Source organism: Bradyrhizobium sp. SZCCHNRI1029, from assembly GCF_032487555.1.
GTDB lineage: Bacteria > Pseudomonadota > Alphaproteobacteria > Rhizobiales > Xanthobacteraceae > Bradyrhizobium.
The window spans coordinates 43,774-59,814 of record NZ_JAUEUK010000013.1 but is presented as its reverse complement, the minus strand read 5'-3'; the positions used below and the strand labels follow the sequence as shown (position 1 = coordinate 59,814).

The following is a 16,041-nucleotide window of genomic DNA, read 5'->3' as shown; positions in this document are numbered from 1 at the left end:
CCCTCCCGCAGACTGCATCCGAAGCGACGCACCGGGACGATGAAAGCAGCCTTCGCGGGCGGATCGAGCAGGATGGGACGGGCGGCGGCATCCGCGGGACGAGTGGTGAGGAGCGATGACGAATGGCAGAACCGAGAGGATGACCCCAACGAACGTCCCCCGCCAAACATCAGTGGCCGCCCTTGCGGGCGGCCACATCGATGCGCAGACGTCAGCCAGCTTCAGTAGCCATAGCCGCGCCGTGTCGGATAGTTCTGAGGTGCCCGCCCATAGCCACCGCCATAGCCGCCGCCGATGCCGATCCCGATACTGACCGGCGGCGCCACGCGCACCGGCGGTCCATAATACGCGCGCGGCGGAGGCGGTGGCGCGTAGACGACGACATCGTCGTCAGGGTCGCGTCGGGGCGTGCGGCCGGCGCGCTTGGGAGGGTCCTCGTCGCGCTTCCTCGCCGGCTTCTCTTCGACCCGCTTCGGCGTCTCAGACTTCCGAGCCGGCGGAGGCGTCTGCGAGCATGGGCAGGTCGGGCCTGCCGCGGCTACGGCCGGCACGACCGGCAGGGTTGCCGAAGCGGCGGCCGGGATCGCCGCATTGGCGGCCGCCACCACCGGCGTCACCACGGGCCGGTTGCGCAGGCGCTCGATCAGCTTGCGCGCGGTCGGGGTCAGGTCGCTGTTCGGATAGCGGTCGAGAAAGCCCTGATAGGACGCCACCGTATTGATCAGCACCGCCTCGTTCCAGGCTGCCATCCTGTTGTGGAGGTCGAGCCATTCGCGCGCCTGCGGGCCATAGGGCGGCGCGGTGTAGAGCGTCACGAAGGCCTCATACGCCTCGACGCTGCCGTCGCCGACGATGATTTCGTTGGCGGCCTCGATCGGCTTGCCCTCCAGGCTGCGCTTCCATTCGTCGACGCTGCGCTTGGCGACGACCGGCCGCGGGCCGGCATTGGCAGCGCCTCCATCCGCCGACCCGACGAAGCGAAAATCCTCCGTCAAGGACGACGAATCCCACGGCGTCTGCCGGCCCTCGGTGACCTTGTTCACCGCAACGCGCACGCGCTTGAACGCCTGCTCGATGGGAAGGCCCGGCTCCCGCGCCGCCTGCAGCAGTGCCGTGGTATAGGGGCTGTTGGCGCCGGTGCCATCCTCGGCTTCCGCGCCGGGCGAGGTCGAGTAGGACAGGAAGGTGCCCGGCGCTCCCGTCTTTGTGTCGACCAGCGCAAGGCCACGGCCCGCGTTCTGGCTGATGGCGGGAAACGGATTGTTGCGGCAGGCATCGAGCAGCAGGATTCGCATCCGGCTCGGCACCGAATTGAGCGTGTTCAGGAGATCGTTGAGACGCACGGCCTGCAGCGGAATGTCGGCTTCACGTCGCGGATCGACGTCCACGGGTACGAGATAGTTCTCGCCGTCGATCTGCAGTCCGTGGCCGGCATAGAACACCAGCGCCACCGTGTCGGGTCCCTTGGCCGCGATCTTGGCGGCGAAGTCGCCGACCTCCCTGTTGAGGTCCCGCTGCGACAGATCGGCGGCGGTCGTCACGTCGAACCCCGCTTCACCCAGCATCTTCGCCATTGCCTTGGCATCGTTGGCGGGATTCGGCAGCGGCGTCACCGAACGATAGGCCGACTGCCCGATCACCAGCGCCAGCCTGCTGCTTTCAGCCAATGCGGGAGCAAGGCCGGCAAACAGGCCGCCGGCGAGCAATGCAGCCCTGAGAGCGTGCCGAAACATGGGATATCCAATCTGCTCATGGCGTGCCTGTTGGTCGAGCCGGTTCGCGGCCCGGTTCATCCCGACGAGCACAATCCGGTGAGCACGATGCCGGACGGCCGGCGCCGTTCGCGCGCGCATGACTGCCGCCGGCCGCGACCGGACATCGTTGCTGCACGAGTTTCCCGCAGCAATGCCGCGATCTCTCGCTAGCGTGCGCGCCGCAATGGGGGACGATGCGGCATGCGGCGGATTGCGTCACGCGTGGGGCTGCTCGCGGGGCTGCTCTCGGCCCTGCTCCTGATCGGCTGCGCCGCCGACAGCAATGCGCGCCTGCCGGCCTTCATGCGGGCCAAGGCGCCCGAGCCGCCGCAGCCCGAAGCCGCGCCAGATGTCGCGCTTCTCGTGCGCAAGAATCTCGACATGATCTTCGTCGCAACGACGCTGCCACGTGATGTCGAGGCCACATCCGCCCGACATGCCGATGCCGGCGATACATGGACCGCCTGCGTGCGGGCTCAGATCATATCCGCCAGTGGAACCGCGCTCCGGCGCCAGACCTATCGGCTCTTGATCAGGCACAACGAGATCATCGACCGGCGGCGCGCGGCGGCCGGCGACGACTGTGTTTCTGAAGATTACAAAGCCGTCCTGCCGACGAAGTAATTCCCTGCGAAGGCGAGTTGGATCCGCCACGTCGGCTGGAACTCGTCCTGTCGGTGGGCGTGCAGGAACGGGCTACCGCACCGGTCGCCGATTGTTAGTTCTTAGCTAACGCAAATCCGCAACCGCACAGCGAACGAATGGCTCAAATTTAACAATTCCTGCGGAACATCGCGGCCTAAACGCGGAATGACCCTGGACCTGGTTTTCCATGAACGTTCACCTCGTCGGCGATGACACGGCCAAGCTCGCTATGCTTCGCAGCATGCTGGCCGAACGCTGCTCGCTCACATCTGAACTGATCGGTGATGCCGACTTCAAAGGCGGCGACATCGACGCGATCGTCGTGGCCGCCGATCTGCGCCACGTCGACAACATCACCGCATTGAAGGAGATCTCGGAGCGGCTCTCGCGTATTCCGCGGCGGATCTTCCTGACCAACAACAAATCCCGTCTGTCGACGGTCCAGGCCTATGCGCTCGGTGCGACAAGTGTATTGTCGAGCACGCCGAGCCGCAATCAGTTGCTCGGAAAGCTGCTCGATGTGCGTCCCGGTTCTGCGGCCAAGAGCATCGCGGTCGACGACCGACAGGCCGCATTTGCCGGCGCGTCCTGCATCGCCTCGATGTTTGCAGCCGTGCTGGGCGGTGCAGCGATCGATGTCGAGGAGACCCGGCGGGCGGGCAAGCGGATCGCCGACTGTATAGCGGAAAACGGTCTGTCCGATTGGCTTGCCACCGTTCGCCGCCATCACGAAGGCACCTATCAACACTGCCTGCTCGTGACCGGCATCACCGTGGATTTCGGCTTGAGCCTTGGCGTCCACAGTTCGGATCTGGAGCGTCTCTACATGGCCGCGATGTTCCACGACATCGGCAAGGCCAAGATCCCGCTCACCATTCTCGACAAGCCGGGCCGGCTCGACGTCAAGGAACGCACGCTGGTGGAAACCCATCCGGTGGCCGGTTACGATGCACTGAAGGACAACGCAGCGATCACCGACGAAGTGCTGAAGGCGGTGCGCAACCATCACGAATTTCTCGACGGCAGCGGCTATCCCGATGGGCTGATGGCCGACAGCATCCCGGACCTGACGCGCATCCTCACCATCTCCGACATCTTCTCGGCGCTGATCGAATATCGCAGCTACAAGCCGGTGATGACGCGCGAGAAGGCCTACGAGATCCTCCAGGGGATGGAGGGCAAGCTCGAGAAGCCGCTGATCGGCGCCTTCCGCGAGGTGGCGCTGATCCGCTGACCGCATCAGGCGACGTGCTGAACCGGCCGTTAACGCATCGATTCGAATTGTCTGCCAACGGCAAGTGTCTCTTGTCAGCTTTGCGCTAGTGTCGCCTGCGGTGTGGGTTGTCCGCGCCGCGAGGGGACCATCGGGACGTGGCCGAGATCATCGATCGCGCGATTGCGACTGCTTCATCGACGGCAAGGAACCAGCAGGCCGGTCCGCTCGAACACGTGCGCGCCGCTGACCTGGTGCCGCTCGAGACCGTTTCACCGCAGGCATGGCAGGATCTGGCGGAGCATGCGCGCGAGCCGAACGGCTATTACCTGCCCGGTTGGGAGCGCGCGGTGAACGCAACGGCGCGCGGCCGCACCGGAACATCGGCGCTGTGCGCATGGGATGACGATCGGCCCTCGCGTCTCATCGGCCTGATGCCCACGACCTCTCTATGGCATGCCTGCAGGCTTCCCCTGCCCGCGCTCGCCAGCGGCCATCCCTACGGCACGCTGTGCACGCCGCTGCTCGACAGAAGGAGCGCGGAGCGGGCTGCGGCGCAACTGCTCGACGCTGCGCGACGAACAGGCGCGCGCGCCCTGCTGCTGCGAGACATGTCGCTGGCAGGCTCCGTGATGCAGGCGTTCGAGGCGGCGCTTCGTCGCGTGGATCTGCGCCCGCGCGTGCTGCAATCCTATGACCGGGCCCTGCTCGATGCGAGCGGGGACGCCGACACGGTGCTGCATGATGCGCTCGGCGCCAAAAAGCTGAAGGAGTTGCGCCGCCTGCGTCATCGGCTGGCCGAGCATGGCGACGTCCGCTTCGAGGTCGCGCGCTCTCCCGGCGACGTTTCCACTGCGCTGGAGACTTTTCTGGTGTTGGAGGCGAGCGGTTGGAAGGGGCGTCGCGGCACTGCGCTGATCCAGCACGACGGCGACGCGGCGTTCATCCGACGCGCTGCACCGGCGCTGGCACAGCACGAGGCCTGCGAGATCATCAGCCTCATCGCGGGCGACACCACCGTCGCCGCAGGCGTCGTATTGCGGCATCAGGATCGCGCCTTTTTCTTCAAGCTCGGCGTCGACGAGCGCTTCGCGAAATACTCGCCCGGTGTCCAGCTGACGCTCGACCTGACGCGGCACCTTTGCGCGGATCCGAAGATCAACGCCGCCGACTCCACCGCCGGTCCCGACCATCCCATGATCAACCCGATCTGGCGCGAACGCCTTGCCATCGGCGACGTGATTATCCCGCTCTATACGCGCGATCCGGTCGTCGAGCTTATTCACGGCGCATTGACTGCGCGACGCGAAGGCCTCGCCGTGGCACGCCGCGCCGTGCACGCGGTCCGCGCCATCCGAAAGCGCCGGCCGACTACTCAGCCGCCTCGGCGTTGACCTCCGCCGACACCTGCCGGATGGCGCGCGCCAGCATCTGCGGATCCTGCGCGCCGGAGACGGCGTATTTCTGCGCGAAGACGTAGGTCGGCACTCCGGAGATGCCCTTCTCTGCGGCCTCCTGCGCCTGGGCCGAGACCAGCGCCACATCCTCGTCGGTCGCCAGCATCTTGCGGACCACCTCGGCATCGAGCCCGCACTCCGCTGCGGCCTGTACCAGCACCTCGACATCGGTCAGATCGCCGCCGTCGCGGAAATACAACTCCATCAGCCGCTGCTTCATCTCGGGCGCCTTGCCGATCTCGCCGGCCCAGCGGATCAGGCGATGACAATCGATCGTGTTGGGCTGACGGGCGACACGATCGGGATGATAGCTCAGCCCCTCCTGCTCCGCGGCCGCGACCACGCGGCCTGCGATGCCCTTGTAGGCTTCAACCGATCCGAACTTGGTCGTGAGGTACTGCTCGCGGCTGATGCCCTCGCGCGGCACCCAGGGATTGAGGAAGAACGGCCGAAAGTTCACCTCGACCGGCACGTCAGGCACGAGCTTCAGCGCCTCCTCGATGCGCTTCTTGCCGATGTAGCACCAGGGACAGACGACATCGGAGACGACATCGATGATCAGCGGCTTCAAGGTGCTCATGTGCGTGCCTCCGGGTTCCCATGGCTGCGCCCAAGATAAACCCGCGCACGGCCAACACAAGCGGGGTCACGGCGAGGTAACCATCTCCTTCAGCCTGAGCGCGGTGAGCTCATCGGCCGGAAAGAAGGTCTCCAACGCCAGCTCCGACAGCGTGATATCGACCGGCGTGCCGAACACCATCGTCGTCGAGAAGAAGCTCAGCACATCATCGCCGACCCGAAGCCGCAACGGGATCGCGACGCTGTCGGCCGCGAGCGGCGCCGATCGCGCGGGGATCGGATAGGACTTCAGCTCCTCATAAAGCTTGAGCAAGCCGGCATCGGCGGTTGCCTCGCATTGCCGGTGCAGTCTCTCCAGCAGATGGCCGGCCCATTCGGCAAGGTTCACCGTCCGCGCCGCCAACCCCTCCGGATGCAGCGCCACGCGCAGCACATTCAGGGGCGGCGCAAGCAGCCGCTCGGAGACACCTGACAGCAGCGGCGCGATCATCCGGTTCGCCGCGACCAGGTTCCAGTGCCGGTCGATCGCGAGCGCAGGGTTGGGCTCGTGGGCCTTGAGCACGAGGTTCATCGCCTCGCGCGCTTGCTTGAGCGCCGGATCATCCAGCGGGCGCTGCTGGAAGGCGGGCGCGTAGCCAGCCGCCACCAGCAGAACGTTGCGTTCGCGCAGGGGCACGTCCAGTCGCTCCGCCAGTTTGAGGACCATGTCGCGCGACGGCGCGGCGCGGCCGGTTTCCACGAAGCTCAGATGGCGCGCCGAGATCTCGGCATCGAGCGCGAGATCGAGCTGGGACAGATGCCGCCGCTGCCGCCATTGCCGCAGGTGCTCGCCGACATGAACGGGTCTGGCGCGGTCGGCGCGCGCCGAAGCAAGCTGTGCATTCATGAGCCAAGACCTAACACGCTGACGTCAGCACCTCCATGACCTGCCAGGTAATCGAAATGCCTCCCGGCGCAGGTCATCGTCCTCACCACAGGAGATGACGATGAGCAGGCAGCGCAATCTCGAGACCCTTCCCTTCACCGCCGCCAGCCAATGGCTGGCGGGTCTCGCGACATCGCTGCTGGCGCGCTCGCTCAACATGCCGGAACCGCTGCTGTACGTCACGGGCAGCCTCGTCTTTGCACAGGTGTACGCGATCGAGACGAGAGCAGCGCGCTCGCTGCGCCCGGCGCGCCTGCGCCGTCAGCTCCTGGCCTGGTTCCGTTGAACCGCCCCCAACCGAAGGAGACCCGACATGATCACCTCGTCCGCCCTGCTCCGCCGCGCTCTGCTCGCCGATGCCGCCTTCAGCGGCGTTGCCGGGCTCGCGCTCACCTTCGGCGCCTCGCCGCTGGCGGCGCTGCTGCAACTGCCCGACGCGCTGCTGCGCGAGACCGGCCTGTTCCTGGTCGTCTACGCGAGCTTCGTCGGCTGGCTGGGCTGGCGGCCGGTGGCGCCGAGGCCGCTGATCGTCCTGGTCATCGGCGGCAATGCGGCGTGGACGGTCGGCAGCATCGCACTGCTGTTTTCGGGCCTGGTCGCACCGAACGTGCTCGGCGAGATCTTCGTCGCAGTGCAGGCGGTGGGCACCGGCCTATTCGCCGAATTGCAGTATATGGGCTTGCGCCGGAGCGCCGCCGCGGTCACGGCCTGACCGGTGGTGAGCGCCGGGCTTCATGATCGAGCGGCCCGGCGCTCACGGCCAAACCGATATTTGGACATGCGCGGCGAACGCCTCTTCTGCATAATTGGAGATCGACGGGAGATCGTAGCGATGCAGCCTCAGGTGATCGGAACGGAGGGCTACGCCACCGAGGCCGAGGATCTCTTCGTGCGCTACGAGAGCATCCCGTCGGAACAGGTCCATGCCACCGTGCTTCATCTGCTGCCCAACGCGCCCGCGCGCGTGCTCGACATCGGCGCGGGCACGGGCCGCGACGCCGCCTGGTTCGCGGGTCTTGGACATCAGGTGGTGGCCGTCGAGCCGACCGAAGCACTGCGCGTCGGCGCCATGCAACTGCATGCCTCGCCTGCGATCACCTGGATCGACGACAGCCTTCCGGAGCTCGCCGCACTGGCCGCTCGTGGCGAGCAGTTCGACCTGGTCATGCTGACCGCCGTCCTGATGCATCTCGATGAGGCACAGCGGCGACGCGCGCTTCCCAACGTCGCGGTGCGGATTGCTCCCGGCGGACTGCTGATCATGACGTTGCGGCATGGTCCGGTGCCGCCGGGCCGCCGGATGTTCGAGATCGCGGCCGAGACGATCGTTGAGCCCGCGCGGCAGCTCGGGCTGACGCTCAAGCTCAACCGGCATGGCGAGTCGCTCGGCGCGGAGAACCGGGCGGCCGGCGTCACCTGGACGACGCTGGCCTTCGGGAAGCCGTCCTGAGAGATCCGGACACGAGCCGATCGGATCAGGCCGCCTTGGCGCGGCTGGTCTGCGTCTTCGCCGGGGTGGATTTGGTCCTGCCACGATTGCCGGCAGCCGGCCGCCGGGTCTTGGCTTTGCCGCGAGCCGCCTCGCCCGATTGGGCTCTGGCCTTGGGCCGCTGCTTGGCCTTGTCCTTGACGAGCTTCTCGGCCTTTTTCTTCGCCTTCTTCTCGGCCTTGCGCACGTCCTTCGCCTTCACCTGCGCCCGCTCGGCGCGCGCCTCGGCCTTCTTCTTGGCCCGCTTCTTCTCGCAGGCGTCGCATTTGCAGCCGATCGGCTTCAGATAGGCTTTGAAGTAGTCCGTGCCGTAGTCGTAGTTGATCTCCTCGCCGGGCTCGATGTTCTTGATGGCCCGGATGAAGATCTTCTTCTTGCGCGGCTTGACGTCGGACTCGGCGTTCGGCTTGCAGGAATGATTGATGTAGCGGGCGACGTTCTCTCGGATCGAGCCGTCGATGGTCCAGCGCTTGTCGAGCTCGAACAGATATTTGTTCTCGATCGCGTCCTCGTCCGCCTTCTTCGAATCCAAAAGCGGACCGAAATAGCGGATGATCTTGGTACCCTTCTTGATCGGCTGGGTGGCGAACAGACCAAGCCCCGTCTTGGAGCGGCCGATGCGATAGGGTTTGGATTGCGGAATGACAGGCATGAGTGATGAGAAGACATGGACCTCGCGAGGCCGCCGTTCTAGGATAAATTCGCGACGATGTCAGGTGTTTCCCGCCGCCGTTTCGCGCCGTCCCCAGTTTGCAGCGTCCTGCGCAGGGACGAATTCCGGTCATCAGGGGCCCTCGCATGTCCGAATTCCTCCCACATCGCGTCGTGGCGCGACGAATCGGTGTCGCATTGATGCTCTGCACGGCGTGGATCGGACAGGCGGCTGCAGAGACCATCGCCAGCGCCTATACATCGGCCGCCGCCAAGGACTGCCGCACCATCGGCGGCAAGCAGGAGGATGACAGCTCGACTGAGACCTGCCCTGGCAAGGACGGCCTGATTCTGCTCGTCAACGAAGGCGATCTTCGCCAGACCGTGTCTGTGGGGCGCAACGTCCGCGCGGCCGCCAAGGAGCCGGCTGCTCAGACCTGGTTCGGACCGTTCAACTCCGCCGGCAACGCTGTCGAATGGAGGCTGGCTGACGGCAAGCCGTTCGCGATCATCCAGCGCTGGCAGATCGCCGACAACGACGATCAAGGCAGCAAGGGGCCGAAGGACAAGCCGATGCTGGTGGTGACCCGGCTGCCGCCCGGACCGGTGTGCCACGTCGCCTATGTCGACGCTGCCGCCAACTCCAATGCCAACGAACTGACGCGGCAGGCGGCTGACCAGACGGCGCGAGGCTTTGCCTGCGGCAAGGACAGGGTGAAGATCGTCGGCACGCGCGGCCGGGCCGTCGATCTGGCGTTGCCGCCCAATTAGCGCGCCGACTTCCGTCCGGACTTTGCGGTCTTGCGCACGGCGGATGTGCGCCTGCTCGCCGTCTTCGATGCGCCCTTCCCGGTCTTCGATTTCGCCGCCCGCTTGCGGCCACTGGTCTTGGTCTTTGCCGCCTTCCTGGCCGCGACGCGCATATTGTCGACCAGGTTGGGATAGCGCCGCCCGGCCCGACGGGCGCGGGCCTTGGCCGCCGCCTTTTCGGCCGGGGTGAGACGGACGGAGGCCTTGCCGGCGCGCTTGCGCGGATTGGCCTTGCTCCAGGGAGCGCGTGGGGTTCGTGCCATGCGTTGCCAACGCACGATCCCCTACCCGGTTTCCGGTGTGTCGAACTACGCGCCCGGCGGCAGCTTCGGCACGGTGGCCCGGAGCATCGCCTCCAGCAGCGATTCGGCCGTGGTGCCCGGCGGCGAACGGCGCAGAATGTCGGCAAGGCGGCCGTCGAGCAGCAGCATCGTGTAGCCATGCACCAGCGACCAGGCGCGGGCGATCGCCGCCGACTGATCGAGCGACAATTCCTCGTCACCGACCGGGCCTTCGCTGCGCGCGGCGACCGATCCCGCGAGTCCGGCAAACGAGGCTTCCGCGGCCTCGTGCAGCGAAGGGCGCGAATAATCCAGACGCTCGGTGCGGAACATCAGTCCGTACATGCCGGGATTGGCCTGCGCGTAGGCGACATAGGCGCGGGCCCGCGCCATCGCCCGCTCGATCGGCGTGCCGGGCTGCTCGCCGGCCGCTTTCATCGCCGCATTGAACCGCGTGAAGCCGATCGCCGCGAGCTCGCTGACCAGCCCGGTGAGATCGCCGAAATGATGCGTCGGCGCCGCATGCGACACGCCGGCCTCGCGCGCCACCGCGCGCAAGGTGAGTCCGGCCAGCCCGTCGCGCTCCAGCACGCGCTCGGCCGCTTCGAGCAGCGCATCGCGCAGCGCGCCGTGATGATAGGGCGCCGCCGGCTCGCCCGCGCTCACCGCGCGGCGCGACCGCGTCCGGGCCACCGCCGTAGCCGTCCGGTGCCTGCTCAGTCTTGCCTGTTCGATCTTCGTCATGCCTCTCCTTATACAAGCAATTTTGACAGCGTAAAGATTAGCCTTGACCTGCAGGCGCTCGGCCGGTAGCTTTATCTTTACATCGTAAAGATAAAGCCGGATCCAAGGGGAAGGAAGCGCCATGAATGGACAGTCGATGAACGGACCGTTGCACGACACAGCCCGCCAGCGCCTCACGCCGCGCGACAACATCGCGCCGATCCCGTTCGAATGCGACGCGCCGTTCCTGAAAGTCACCGGCGAACTGCCACGTGAGCTGAACGGCACGCTCTATCGCAACGGCCCCAATCCGCAATTCGACTCGCCGGGTTCGCACTGGTTCGTCGGCGACGGCATGCTGCACGCGTTCCATCTGGAGAACGGCCGCGCGTCCTATCGCAACCGCTGGATCCGCACCCCGAAATTCGAGGCCGAGCGCCGCGCGGGGCGTGCGCTGTTCGGCGGCTTCGGCCGCAGGCTGCCGGACGCGCCAGCCGAAGTCACCGATGGCGGCGTTGCCAACACCAACATCATCGCCCATGCCGGCCGCCTGCTCGCGCTCGAGGAGGCGCATCTGCCGACCGAGATCGAGCCGGGCACGCTCGCCACCCGCGGCTATCACGATTTCGGCGGCCGCCTGCGCGGCGCCTTCACCGCGCATCCGAAGACCGATCCGGTCACCGGCGAGTTGCTGTTCTTCGGCTACAACGCCGCCGGTCCGCTGACGCCGGCGCTGTCCTACGGCACGGTCGATGCGGCCGGCAAGCTGACGCGTCTCAATCGTTTCGAGGCGCCCTATGCCAGCATGGTGCACGACTTCATCGTCACGGCCAATCACGTGCTGTTTCCAATCCTGCCGCTCACCGGCAGCATCGAGCGCGCAATGTCCGGCAAGCCGCCTTATGCCTGGGAGCCCGACAAGGGCGCCTATGTCGGTGTGATGAAGCGCAGCGGCGACATCAAGGACATCGTCTGGTTTCGCGGTGACGCCTGCTACGTCTTCCACATCATGAATGCCTGGGAGGACGGCAGCCGGATCATTGCCGACGTCATGCAGTTCGAGGAAGCGCCGCTGTTTCCGCATCCCGACGGACGTCCGACCGATCCGGCCAAGTCGGTCGCGCGGCTGTGCCGCTGGAGCTTCGATCTCGCCGGCAACACCGACCGTTTCACCCAGAGCTATCTCGACGACCTCACCGGTGAATTCCCCCGCATCGACGACCGCCGCGCCGGGCTCAAGAGCGGCCATGGCTGGTACGCCTGCGCCAATCCGGACGGCCCGCTGTTCGGGGCGCTGTCCGGCCTCGCCCATGTCGACGGCGCCGGCACGCGCCAGGCGACGCATCTGCTGCCCGCCGGCGACACCCTGTCCGAGCCGGTATTCGTGCCGCGCAGCCGCGATGCCGCCGAGGGCGACGGCTGGCTGCTGACCGTGGTCTGGCGTGCCGGCTCCAACACCAGCGACCTCGCCGTGTTCAACGCCACCGACATCGGCGGCGGTCCGGTGGCCCTGGTTCATCTCGGCCACCGCGTGCCCGATGGCTTCCACGGCAATTGGGTCGGCGCTGAAAATACAAGCCATTGATAAACCTGAGCTAACCTGCGGTCTCACGAAATTTTGACACTGTCAAGATTTGCTTGACCCGGCAACGTCCAGGCCCTAGTAATCTTGGCAATGTAAAGATTGGCCTGCAAACCCCATGACGATCTTCTTTATCCTCGCGCCCTACGGCGTCTACGCGGCGCTGATGACGGTGGTCTCGGCCACGCTCAGCCTGGCCGTGGCCACGGCGATGTGCCTGGTCGTTGTCGCGGTCGACGTCGTCAAGGGACGCTCGATCAAGATTCTCGGCCTGGGCTCGGCGATCGTGTTCGCAAGCGTAGCCGCCTACCTCGGCCTCATCGATCCGACCCTCAGCGCATCCGCGGTGCGTCTTGCGGTCGACTGCGGCATTTTCGCGCTGTCGCTCGGCTCGATGCTGCTGCGCGCACCGTTCACGCTGCAATATGCGCTCGAGGCCGTACCGCCGGAAACCGCGGCGATTCCGGGCTTCCTGCGCGCCAATTACGTCATCACCGGCGCCTGGACCGTATCGGCGCTGCTGATGATCGTCGGCAACCTGATGACGCTCTACGTGCCGGGCCTGCCCTATTGGACCGGCCTCGCCATCGCCTTTGCCGCCCGCAATAGTGCACTTTATTTCACGCGCTGGTATCCTGACTACCGCCGAACAAAGGACGTGGCAGCGCAGACTGCCGCCGCAATGTCCGGCCAAGATTCGTGACCGGGGTCTGCTGCAGGAGACGTGCGTGAAAATCGTGTTTGCCAAGCTGATTGCCGACTTCCTGTCGGCCGCGGTGTTCTTCATCCTGTACATCGCAACCGATGATGTCGTGCTGGCCACCGCCGCCGCGGTCGCCGTCGCCGTGGTGCAGGTGGTCTGGGCGCGCATCAGGGGCGTGAACCTCAGCTTCATGGCCTATGCCAGCGTCGGCCTCGTCATCGTGCTCGGCGGCGTGACGCTGCTGACCAATGACCCCCGCTTCATGTTCGCCAAGCCCGCGATCGGCCATTTCGCCATCGGGCTGATCATGCTCAAGCGCGGCTGGATGCTGCGCTACGTGCCGCCGATCGTGTCGGAGACCATTCCGGAATACGTCACCATCGCCGGCTATGCCTGGGCGGCGCTGATGTTCGCGCTCGGTCTCGGCACGATCGCGGTCGCCATGACCGGCGACATCAAGCTGTGGGTGCTCTACATCACCGTGGTCGCGGGCGGCGCCAAGGTCGCGGCCTTCGCGCTGCAGTTCATGGCCTTCCGCTTCGTGGTCGCCAACCGCCTCAGGGCGGCGCGGGCCTGATCGCTGCATCCGATCGCCGCAATGGGCTTACGCGCAAAGATGCGCTATAGGGGCGGCCGAACGCATCCTCGAGATCGTTGCCTCGAGGTCCGCAAAATCGCAATGCCAGGAGAACGATCGATGGCTGTGGACGGCAACTGGAATCTGACCTTGAACACGCCCATGGGCGAGCGCAGCGCGACCCTGAGCCTGAAGAGCTCGGGCGCGACGCTGACGGGGACCCAGGCCGCGGAAGGCGATTCCGCCGAGATCTTCGACGGCACCGTCAACGGCGACGACGTCGCCTGGAAGGTCTCCATCACCAGCCCGATGCCGCTGACGCTGGATTTCAAGGGCAAGGTCGCCGGCGACACCATCTCCGGCGAGATGGGCATCGGCTTCATGGGCAGCTTCCCGTTCACCGGCGCGCGGGGCTGAGCGCTATTCTTTTGCGTGGGCGCGTCGCATCGACACTCTCCGCTGTCGTCCCCGCGAAAGCGGGGACCCATACCCGCAGGGAGTGGTTCGAGGCACGCTGGCAATTGGCTTTTCGCCCGTCACGACAGTCGCGGCGCATGGGTCTCGGGTCGGCGCCACGATCGCGCTGTTGCGCGCTCATGGCTTGCCCGGGACGACACCGATTTTCAATCGCAGCAGTCCCGCTTCACATCTCAAACAGCCCGGACAAGCGGACGCAGCCCCGCGGCTGATAACGCCCGAGGGATGGCATCGGCATGTCCCTCTCCAAATGCAGAGGGCGCAGGGAAGGCCAGGCGTCGGCTGACGCCTGCGGCCCGCCTGCGAAAGAAATGCAGGCGGCAGGTACCACAGGTGCAGCCGGAAACGCCCGGCCTTCCCTGCGCGATGGCTTCACGCTTATACGCAGTCTCCCTGGTGCGCCGGCTTGTTGGCCACCATGATCCGCGCGATGCGCTCAGCACCGCACGAACGTGACACCAGCTTCGGGGTGTCAGGACGCTGCGACTTCGCGTCCGCGCCAAGCCGTTCGTCCGCGTATCCGAAGACACGCTGCGGCTCCATCGCGGCCATCGCCTCCCCGCCTCGCGTGTCGTGACGATCGCGCGCAACGCCCCTCCGCAGTGAGGCGGGATGGCGAGAGGAAACCACGATTTCCGAAAAATGGCAAGTGATTTATTTTTTTCGGAAACAAACCGACGGCCTCGCCTCCCCGCCGGAATGACGCGACACGCTCTCCTCCGTCATTCCGGGGCGTGCGAAGCACGAGCCCGGAATCCATCGCGCTGCAATGCGCCCGGCGAAATGGGTTAATGGGTTACGGGCTCGCCGCACTGGGTGATGTCCGTATTTATCCCCTGATGTCCTAGTTTGATTTTGGGAGTGTCCTAAGTTGCCTTATGGTTGCGCCCAAGACGAACCGCAATCGGAGCGCCGAATGTCAGCTTGGAACGACTTTTCCGACCGCGAAAAACTGGCGTGGCTAAGGTCGAGGCTAGCCAAGCTTGAACAGTCTTTGGGTGCCCTTACCCACCACGTTGAGGAGATTGGCAACGCGGTGAAAGAGCTTGAAGCCAAGCAGCAGGGTACGAAGTAGGCCACCTCAGTTGGCGGCCTACTTCATTGTGTCTTGGGCTTCAATAGCTCCAGAATGCCTTCGTATCGCACAAGCATTTCTTTAAGCGTCTTGAGGCCATCGGCATCAACAGTTGCAGCAATCTCTAGCCGCCCATCCTTCAAGAGGACGCTGATGTCTGCATTACTATTCACAGCGTCCGTGACCACAGGCGGTGTTGGCGTGATCGGTTTGGGTGGTGGGGCGGCCACAACACTCACTTCATTCATTGGAATACCCGTCAAACTGCCGTGGACGCGAAGATGGTTACCATCTTCGGAAATCCACATAACCCGAGCCGGGGGATCTAACTGATCGACGCCACCTGATGTCCATTGAACGATATCGCCCAATTTCACCTTCGGAGCTGGCGGGTCATCCACCTTAATGCCCAGATCAAGTTCAGGAATCTTATCATCACCCTTGAGGTTCGCAAAGGCGATATTTTCCTTGTAAATTCCCAATAATGCCCGCGCTGATTGCTCGCTCAGACCGCGGTCCACCTTGAGATGACTTCGCGCCAAAGTATCCGCTGGTGGCTGAGCCCCCCAAGCATTCCATAGCGAGCGCATCATAGGCGGCTTGCGCGCGAAGCCTTGAAGCAACTTATTGCGCGGCTCGTCCCGCTCGTCACGGAAGTAGGCTAGCGCATCCTTGGAGAGTTGAATTTTTCCCGGCTGCGGTGCCAAAAGCAATCCATAAGCTTTCAGCGCCGCGACCGTTTGATGGCCGCCGCTGCTTTTTTCGCTGTATCCCCAAACCGAGAACGCACCAGCGATGGACATTTCGCCGCCGCGCTGGTCGGCGCCGTAAAGCTCGCTCGCCCGACCTATTGCCTTCTCCAAGTTGATAAAGGGGAAGCGCTGCCCCGATTCCACGTCAGCCATAGTGCCCTCCTGTCGGAGAGACATATATCCGACCCTTGCGTTCCGTGCCAGACTGAAATTCAAAACTTAAGGGGAAAAATTTCACACACCCTTGACGGAAGATTTCAGGACATGCAGTATGCGCGGGCTGGAATGGAGACTGACATGTTCAGGAGGGTTTGAGCCCCCGATGCGCTAGCCGAGCTAGGGGGCGGG

19 protein-coding genes are annotated in these 16,041 nt (G+C 65.2%); 12 read left to right on the top strand and 7 right to left on the bottom strand.

Annotated features, from left to right (window positions below):
- Positions 1 to 221: 221 nt before the first annotated feature.
- Positions 222 to 1,733 carry a caspase family protein gene (locus tag QW861_RS29320; protein ID WP_315753111.1) on the bottom strand — a complete coding sequence of 504 codons (1,512 nt, stop codon included), beginning with the start codon at positions 1,731 to 1,733 and terminating at the stop codon, positions 222 to 224.
- A 222-nt stretch (positions 1,734 to 1,955) separates the two neighbouring features.
- On the opposite strand from QW861_RS29320, the gene QW861_RS29315 reads away from it, so the two are divergent.
- From QW861_RS29315 to QW861_RS29305, 3 genes are all read left to right on the top strand, one after another.
- Positions 1,956 to 2,378, top strand: a complete 423-nt coding sequence (locus QW861_RS29315; RefSeq protein ID WP_315753112.1) for a hypothetical protein — start codon at positions 1,956 to 1,958, stop codon at positions 2,376 to 2,378.
- 208 nt (positions 2,379 to 2,586) lie between these two features.
- Positions 2,587 to 3,633, top strand: coding sequence for an HD-GYP domain-containing protein (locus QW861_RS29310; RefSeq protein WP_315753113.1), 1,047 nt, complete (start codon positions 2,587 to 2,589; stop codon positions 3,631 to 3,633).
- A gap of 137 nt (positions 3,634 to 3,770) precedes the next feature.
- The gene (locus QW861_RS29305) at positions 3,771 to 5,006 is read left to right on the top strand and encodes a GNAT family N-acetyltransferase (RefSeq protein WP_315753114.1); all 1,236 of its coding nucleotides are present in this window, start codon (positions 3,771 to 3,773) and stop codon (positions 5,004 to 5,006) included.
- On the opposite strand, the gene QW861_RS29300 is transcribed toward QW861_RS29305, so the two are convergent.
- Together QW861_RS29300 and QW861_RS29295 are read right to left on the bottom strand one after the other, a co-directional pair.
- Positions 4,984 to 5,649, bottom strand: a complete 666-nt coding sequence (locus tag QW861_RS29300; RefSeq protein ID WP_315716055.1) for a DsbA family oxidoreductase — start codon at positions 5,647 to 5,649, stop codon at positions 4,984 to 4,986. The two genes, QW861_RS29305 and QW861_RS29300, sit on opposite strands and share 23 nt — an antisense overlap.
- Positions 5,650 to 5,715: 66 nt before the next feature.
- On the bottom strand, positions 5,716 to 6,534 hold the full coding sequence (locus tag QW861_RS29295) for a helix-turn-helix transcriptional regulator (RefSeq protein WP_315716054.1): 819 nt from the start codon (positions 6,532 to 6,534) through the stop codon (positions 5,716 to 5,718).
- 100 nt (positions 6,535 to 6,634) lie between these two features.
- Here QW861_RS29295 and QW861_RS29290 point away from each other — a divergent pair, with 100 nt between their 5' ends.
- The 3 genes from QW861_RS29290 (at position 6,635) to QW861_RS29280 (ending at position 8,023) form a co-directional block, all read left to right on the top strand.
- A complete protein-coding gene (locus QW861_RS29290; RefSeq protein ID WP_315716053.1) occupies positions 6,635 to 6,859 on the top strand; it encodes a hypothetical protein in 225 nt (74 codons plus the stop codon).
- 27 nt (positions 6,860 to 6,886) lie between these two features.
- Positions 6,887 to 7,285, top strand: coding sequence for a hypothetical protein (locus QW861_RS29285; RefSeq protein WP_315753115.1), 399 nt, complete (start codon positions 6,887 to 6,889; stop codon positions 7,283 to 7,285).
- Positions 7,286 to 7,405: 120 nt separating this feature from the next.
- On the top strand, positions 7,406 to 8,023 hold the full coding sequence (locus QW861_RS29280) for a class I SAM-dependent methyltransferase (protein ID WP_315753116.1): 618 nt from the start codon (positions 7,406 to 7,408) through the stop codon (positions 8,021 to 8,023).
- A 25-nt stretch (positions 8,024 to 8,048) separates the two neighbouring features.
- On the opposite strand, the gene QW861_RS29275 is transcribed toward QW861_RS29280, so the two are convergent.
- Positions 8,049 to 8,714, bottom strand: a complete 666-nt coding sequence (locus QW861_RS29275) for an SET domain-containing protein (RefSeq protein ID WP_315753117.1) — start codon at positions 8,712 to 8,714, stop codon at positions 8,049 to 8,051.
- A 146-nt stretch (positions 8,715 to 8,860) separates the two neighbouring features.
- On the opposite strand from QW861_RS29275, the gene QW861_RS29270 reads away from it, so the two are divergent.
- A complete protein-coding gene (locus QW861_RS29270) occupies positions 8,861 to 9,484 on the top strand; it encodes a hypothetical protein (RefSeq protein WP_316193825.1) in 624 nt (207 codons plus the stop codon).
- Here QW861_RS29270 and QW861_RS29265 read toward each other — a convergent pair.
- Positions 9,481 to 9,786, bottom strand: coding sequence for a hypothetical protein (locus tag QW861_RS29265; RefSeq protein ID WP_315768187.1), 306 nt, complete (start codon positions 9,784 to 9,786; stop codon positions 9,481 to 9,483). The genes QW861_RS29270 and QW861_RS29265 overlap by 4 nt on opposite strands.
- A gap of 45 nt (positions 9,787 to 9,831) precedes the next feature.
- Positions 9,832 to 10,548: a TetR/AcrR family transcriptional regulator gene (locus QW861_RS29260; RefSeq protein WP_315716048.1), complete on the bottom strand. Its 717-nt coding sequence runs from the start codon at positions 10,546 to 10,548 to the stop codon at positions 9,832 to 9,834.
- A 136-nt stretch (positions 10,549 to 10,684) separates the two neighbouring features.
- Here QW861_RS29260 and QW861_RS29255 point away from each other — a divergent pair, with 136 nt between their 5' ends.
- The 5 genes from QW861_RS29255 (at position 10,685) to QW861_RS29235 (ending at position 14,941) form a co-directional block, all read left to right on the top strand.
- On the top strand, positions 10,685 to 12,112 hold the full coding sequence (locus tag QW861_RS29255) for a carotenoid oxygenase family protein (RefSeq protein ID WP_316193824.1): 1,428 nt from the start codon (positions 10,685 to 10,687) through the stop codon (positions 12,110 to 12,112).
- 115 nt (positions 12,113 to 12,227) lie between these two features.
- Positions 12,228 to 12,812, top strand: coding sequence for a hypothetical protein (locus tag QW861_RS29250; protein ID WP_316193823.1), 585 nt, complete (start codon positions 12,228 to 12,230; stop codon positions 12,810 to 12,812).
- A 25-nt stretch (positions 12,813 to 12,837) separates the two neighbouring features.
- Positions 12,838 to 13,389 carry a septation protein IspZ gene (locus QW861_RS29245; RefSeq protein WP_315753122.1) on the top strand — a complete coding sequence of 184 codons (552 nt, stop codon included), beginning with the start codon at positions 12,838 to 12,840 and terminating at the stop codon, positions 13,387 to 13,389.
- Positions 13,390 to 13,509: 120 nt separating this feature from the next.
- Entirely contained in the window at positions 13,510 to 13,806 is a 297-nt protein-coding gene (locus tag QW861_RS29240; protein WP_315753123.1) for a hypothetical protein, read from the top strand.
- A 976-nt stretch (positions 13,807 to 14,782) separates the two neighbouring features.
- Positions 14,783 to 14,941 carry a hypothetical protein gene (locus QW861_RS29235; protein ID WP_316193822.1) on the top strand — a complete coding sequence of 53 codons (159 nt, stop codon included), beginning with the start codon at positions 14,783 to 14,785 and terminating at the stop codon, positions 14,939 to 14,941.
- 23 nt (positions 14,942 to 14,964) lie between these two features.
- Here QW861_RS29235 and QW861_RS29230 read toward each other — a convergent pair whose 3' ends face one another.
- Positions 14,965 to 15,846 (bottom strand): hypothetical protein, encoded by an 882-nt coding sequence (locus tag QW861_RS29230; protein ID WP_316193821.1) that lies wholly within the window; start codon positions 15,844 to 15,846, stop codon positions 14,965 to 14,967.
- Positions 15,847 to 16,041 lie beyond the last annotated feature (195 nt).

Excerpts from the sequence above, each read along its gene's own strand:
- QW861_RS29320 (WP_315753111.1), bottom strand. The coding sequence starts at position 1,733 with ATGTTTCGGCACGCTCTCAGGGCTGCATTGCTCGCCGGCGGCCTGTTT.
- QW861_RS29315 (WP_315753112.1), top strand. The coding sequence starts at position 1,956 with ATGCGGCGGATTGCGTCACGCGTGGGGCTGCTCGCGGGGCTGCTCTCG.
- QW861_RS29310 (WP_315753113.1), top strand. The coding sequence starts at position 2,587 with ATGAACGTTCACCTCGTCGGCGATGACACGGCCAAGCTCGCTATGCTT.
- QW861_RS29300 (WP_315716055.1), bottom strand. The coding sequence starts at position 5,649 with ATGAGCACCTTGAAGCCGCTGATCATCGATGTCGTCTCCGATGTCGTC.
- QW861_RS29295 (WP_315716054.1), bottom strand. The coding sequence starts at position 6,534 with ATGAATGCACAGCTTGCTTCGGCGCGCGCCGACCGCGCCAGACCCGTT.
- QW861_RS29290 (WP_315716053.1), top strand. The coding sequence starts at position 6,635 with ATGAGCAGGCAGCGCAATCTCGAGACCCTTCCCTTCACCGCCGCCAGC.
- QW861_RS29285 (WP_315753115.1), top strand. The coding sequence starts at position 6,887 with ATGATCACCTCGTCCGCCCTGCTCCGCCGCGCTCTGCTCGCCGATGCC.
- QW861_RS29280 (WP_315753116.1), top strand. The coding sequence starts at position 7,406 with ATGCAGCCTCAGGTGATCGGAACGGAGGGCTACGCCACCGAGGCCGAG.
- QW861_RS29275 (WP_315753117.1), bottom strand. The coding sequence starts at position 8,714 with ATGCCTGTCATTCCGCAATCCAAACCCTATCGCATCGGCCGCTCCAAG.
- QW861_RS29270 (WP_316193825.1), top strand. The coding sequence starts at position 8,861 with ATGTCCGAATTCCTCCCACATCGCGTCGTGGCGCGACGAATCGGTGTC.
- QW861_RS29265 (WP_315768187.1), bottom strand. The coding sequence starts at position 9,786 with ATGGCACGAACCCCACGCGCTCCCTGGAGCAAGGCCAATCCGCGCAAG.
- QW861_RS29260 (WP_315716048.1), bottom strand. The coding sequence starts at position 10,548 with ATGACGAAGATCGAACAGGCAAGACTGAGCAGGCACCGGACGGCTACG.
- QW861_RS29255 (WP_316193824.1), top strand. The coding sequence starts at position 10,685 with ATGAACGGACCGTTGCACGACACAGCCCGCCAGCGCCTCACGCCGCGC.
- QW861_RS29250 (WP_316193823.1), top strand. The coding sequence starts at position 12,228 with ATGACGATCTTCTTTATCCTCGCGCCCTACGGCGTCTACGCGGCGCTG.
- QW861_RS29240 (WP_315753123.1), top strand. The coding sequence starts at position 13,510 with ATGGCTGTGGACGGCAACTGGAATCTGACCTTGAACACGCCCATGGGC.
- QW861_RS29235 (WP_316193822.1), top strand. The coding sequence starts at position 14,783 with ATGTCAGCTTGGAACGACTTTTCCGACCGCGAAAAACTGGCGTGGCTA.
- QW861_RS29230 (WP_316193821.1), bottom strand. The coding sequence starts at position 15,846 with ATGGCTGACGTGGAATCGGGGCAGCGCTTCCCCTTTATCAACTTGGAG.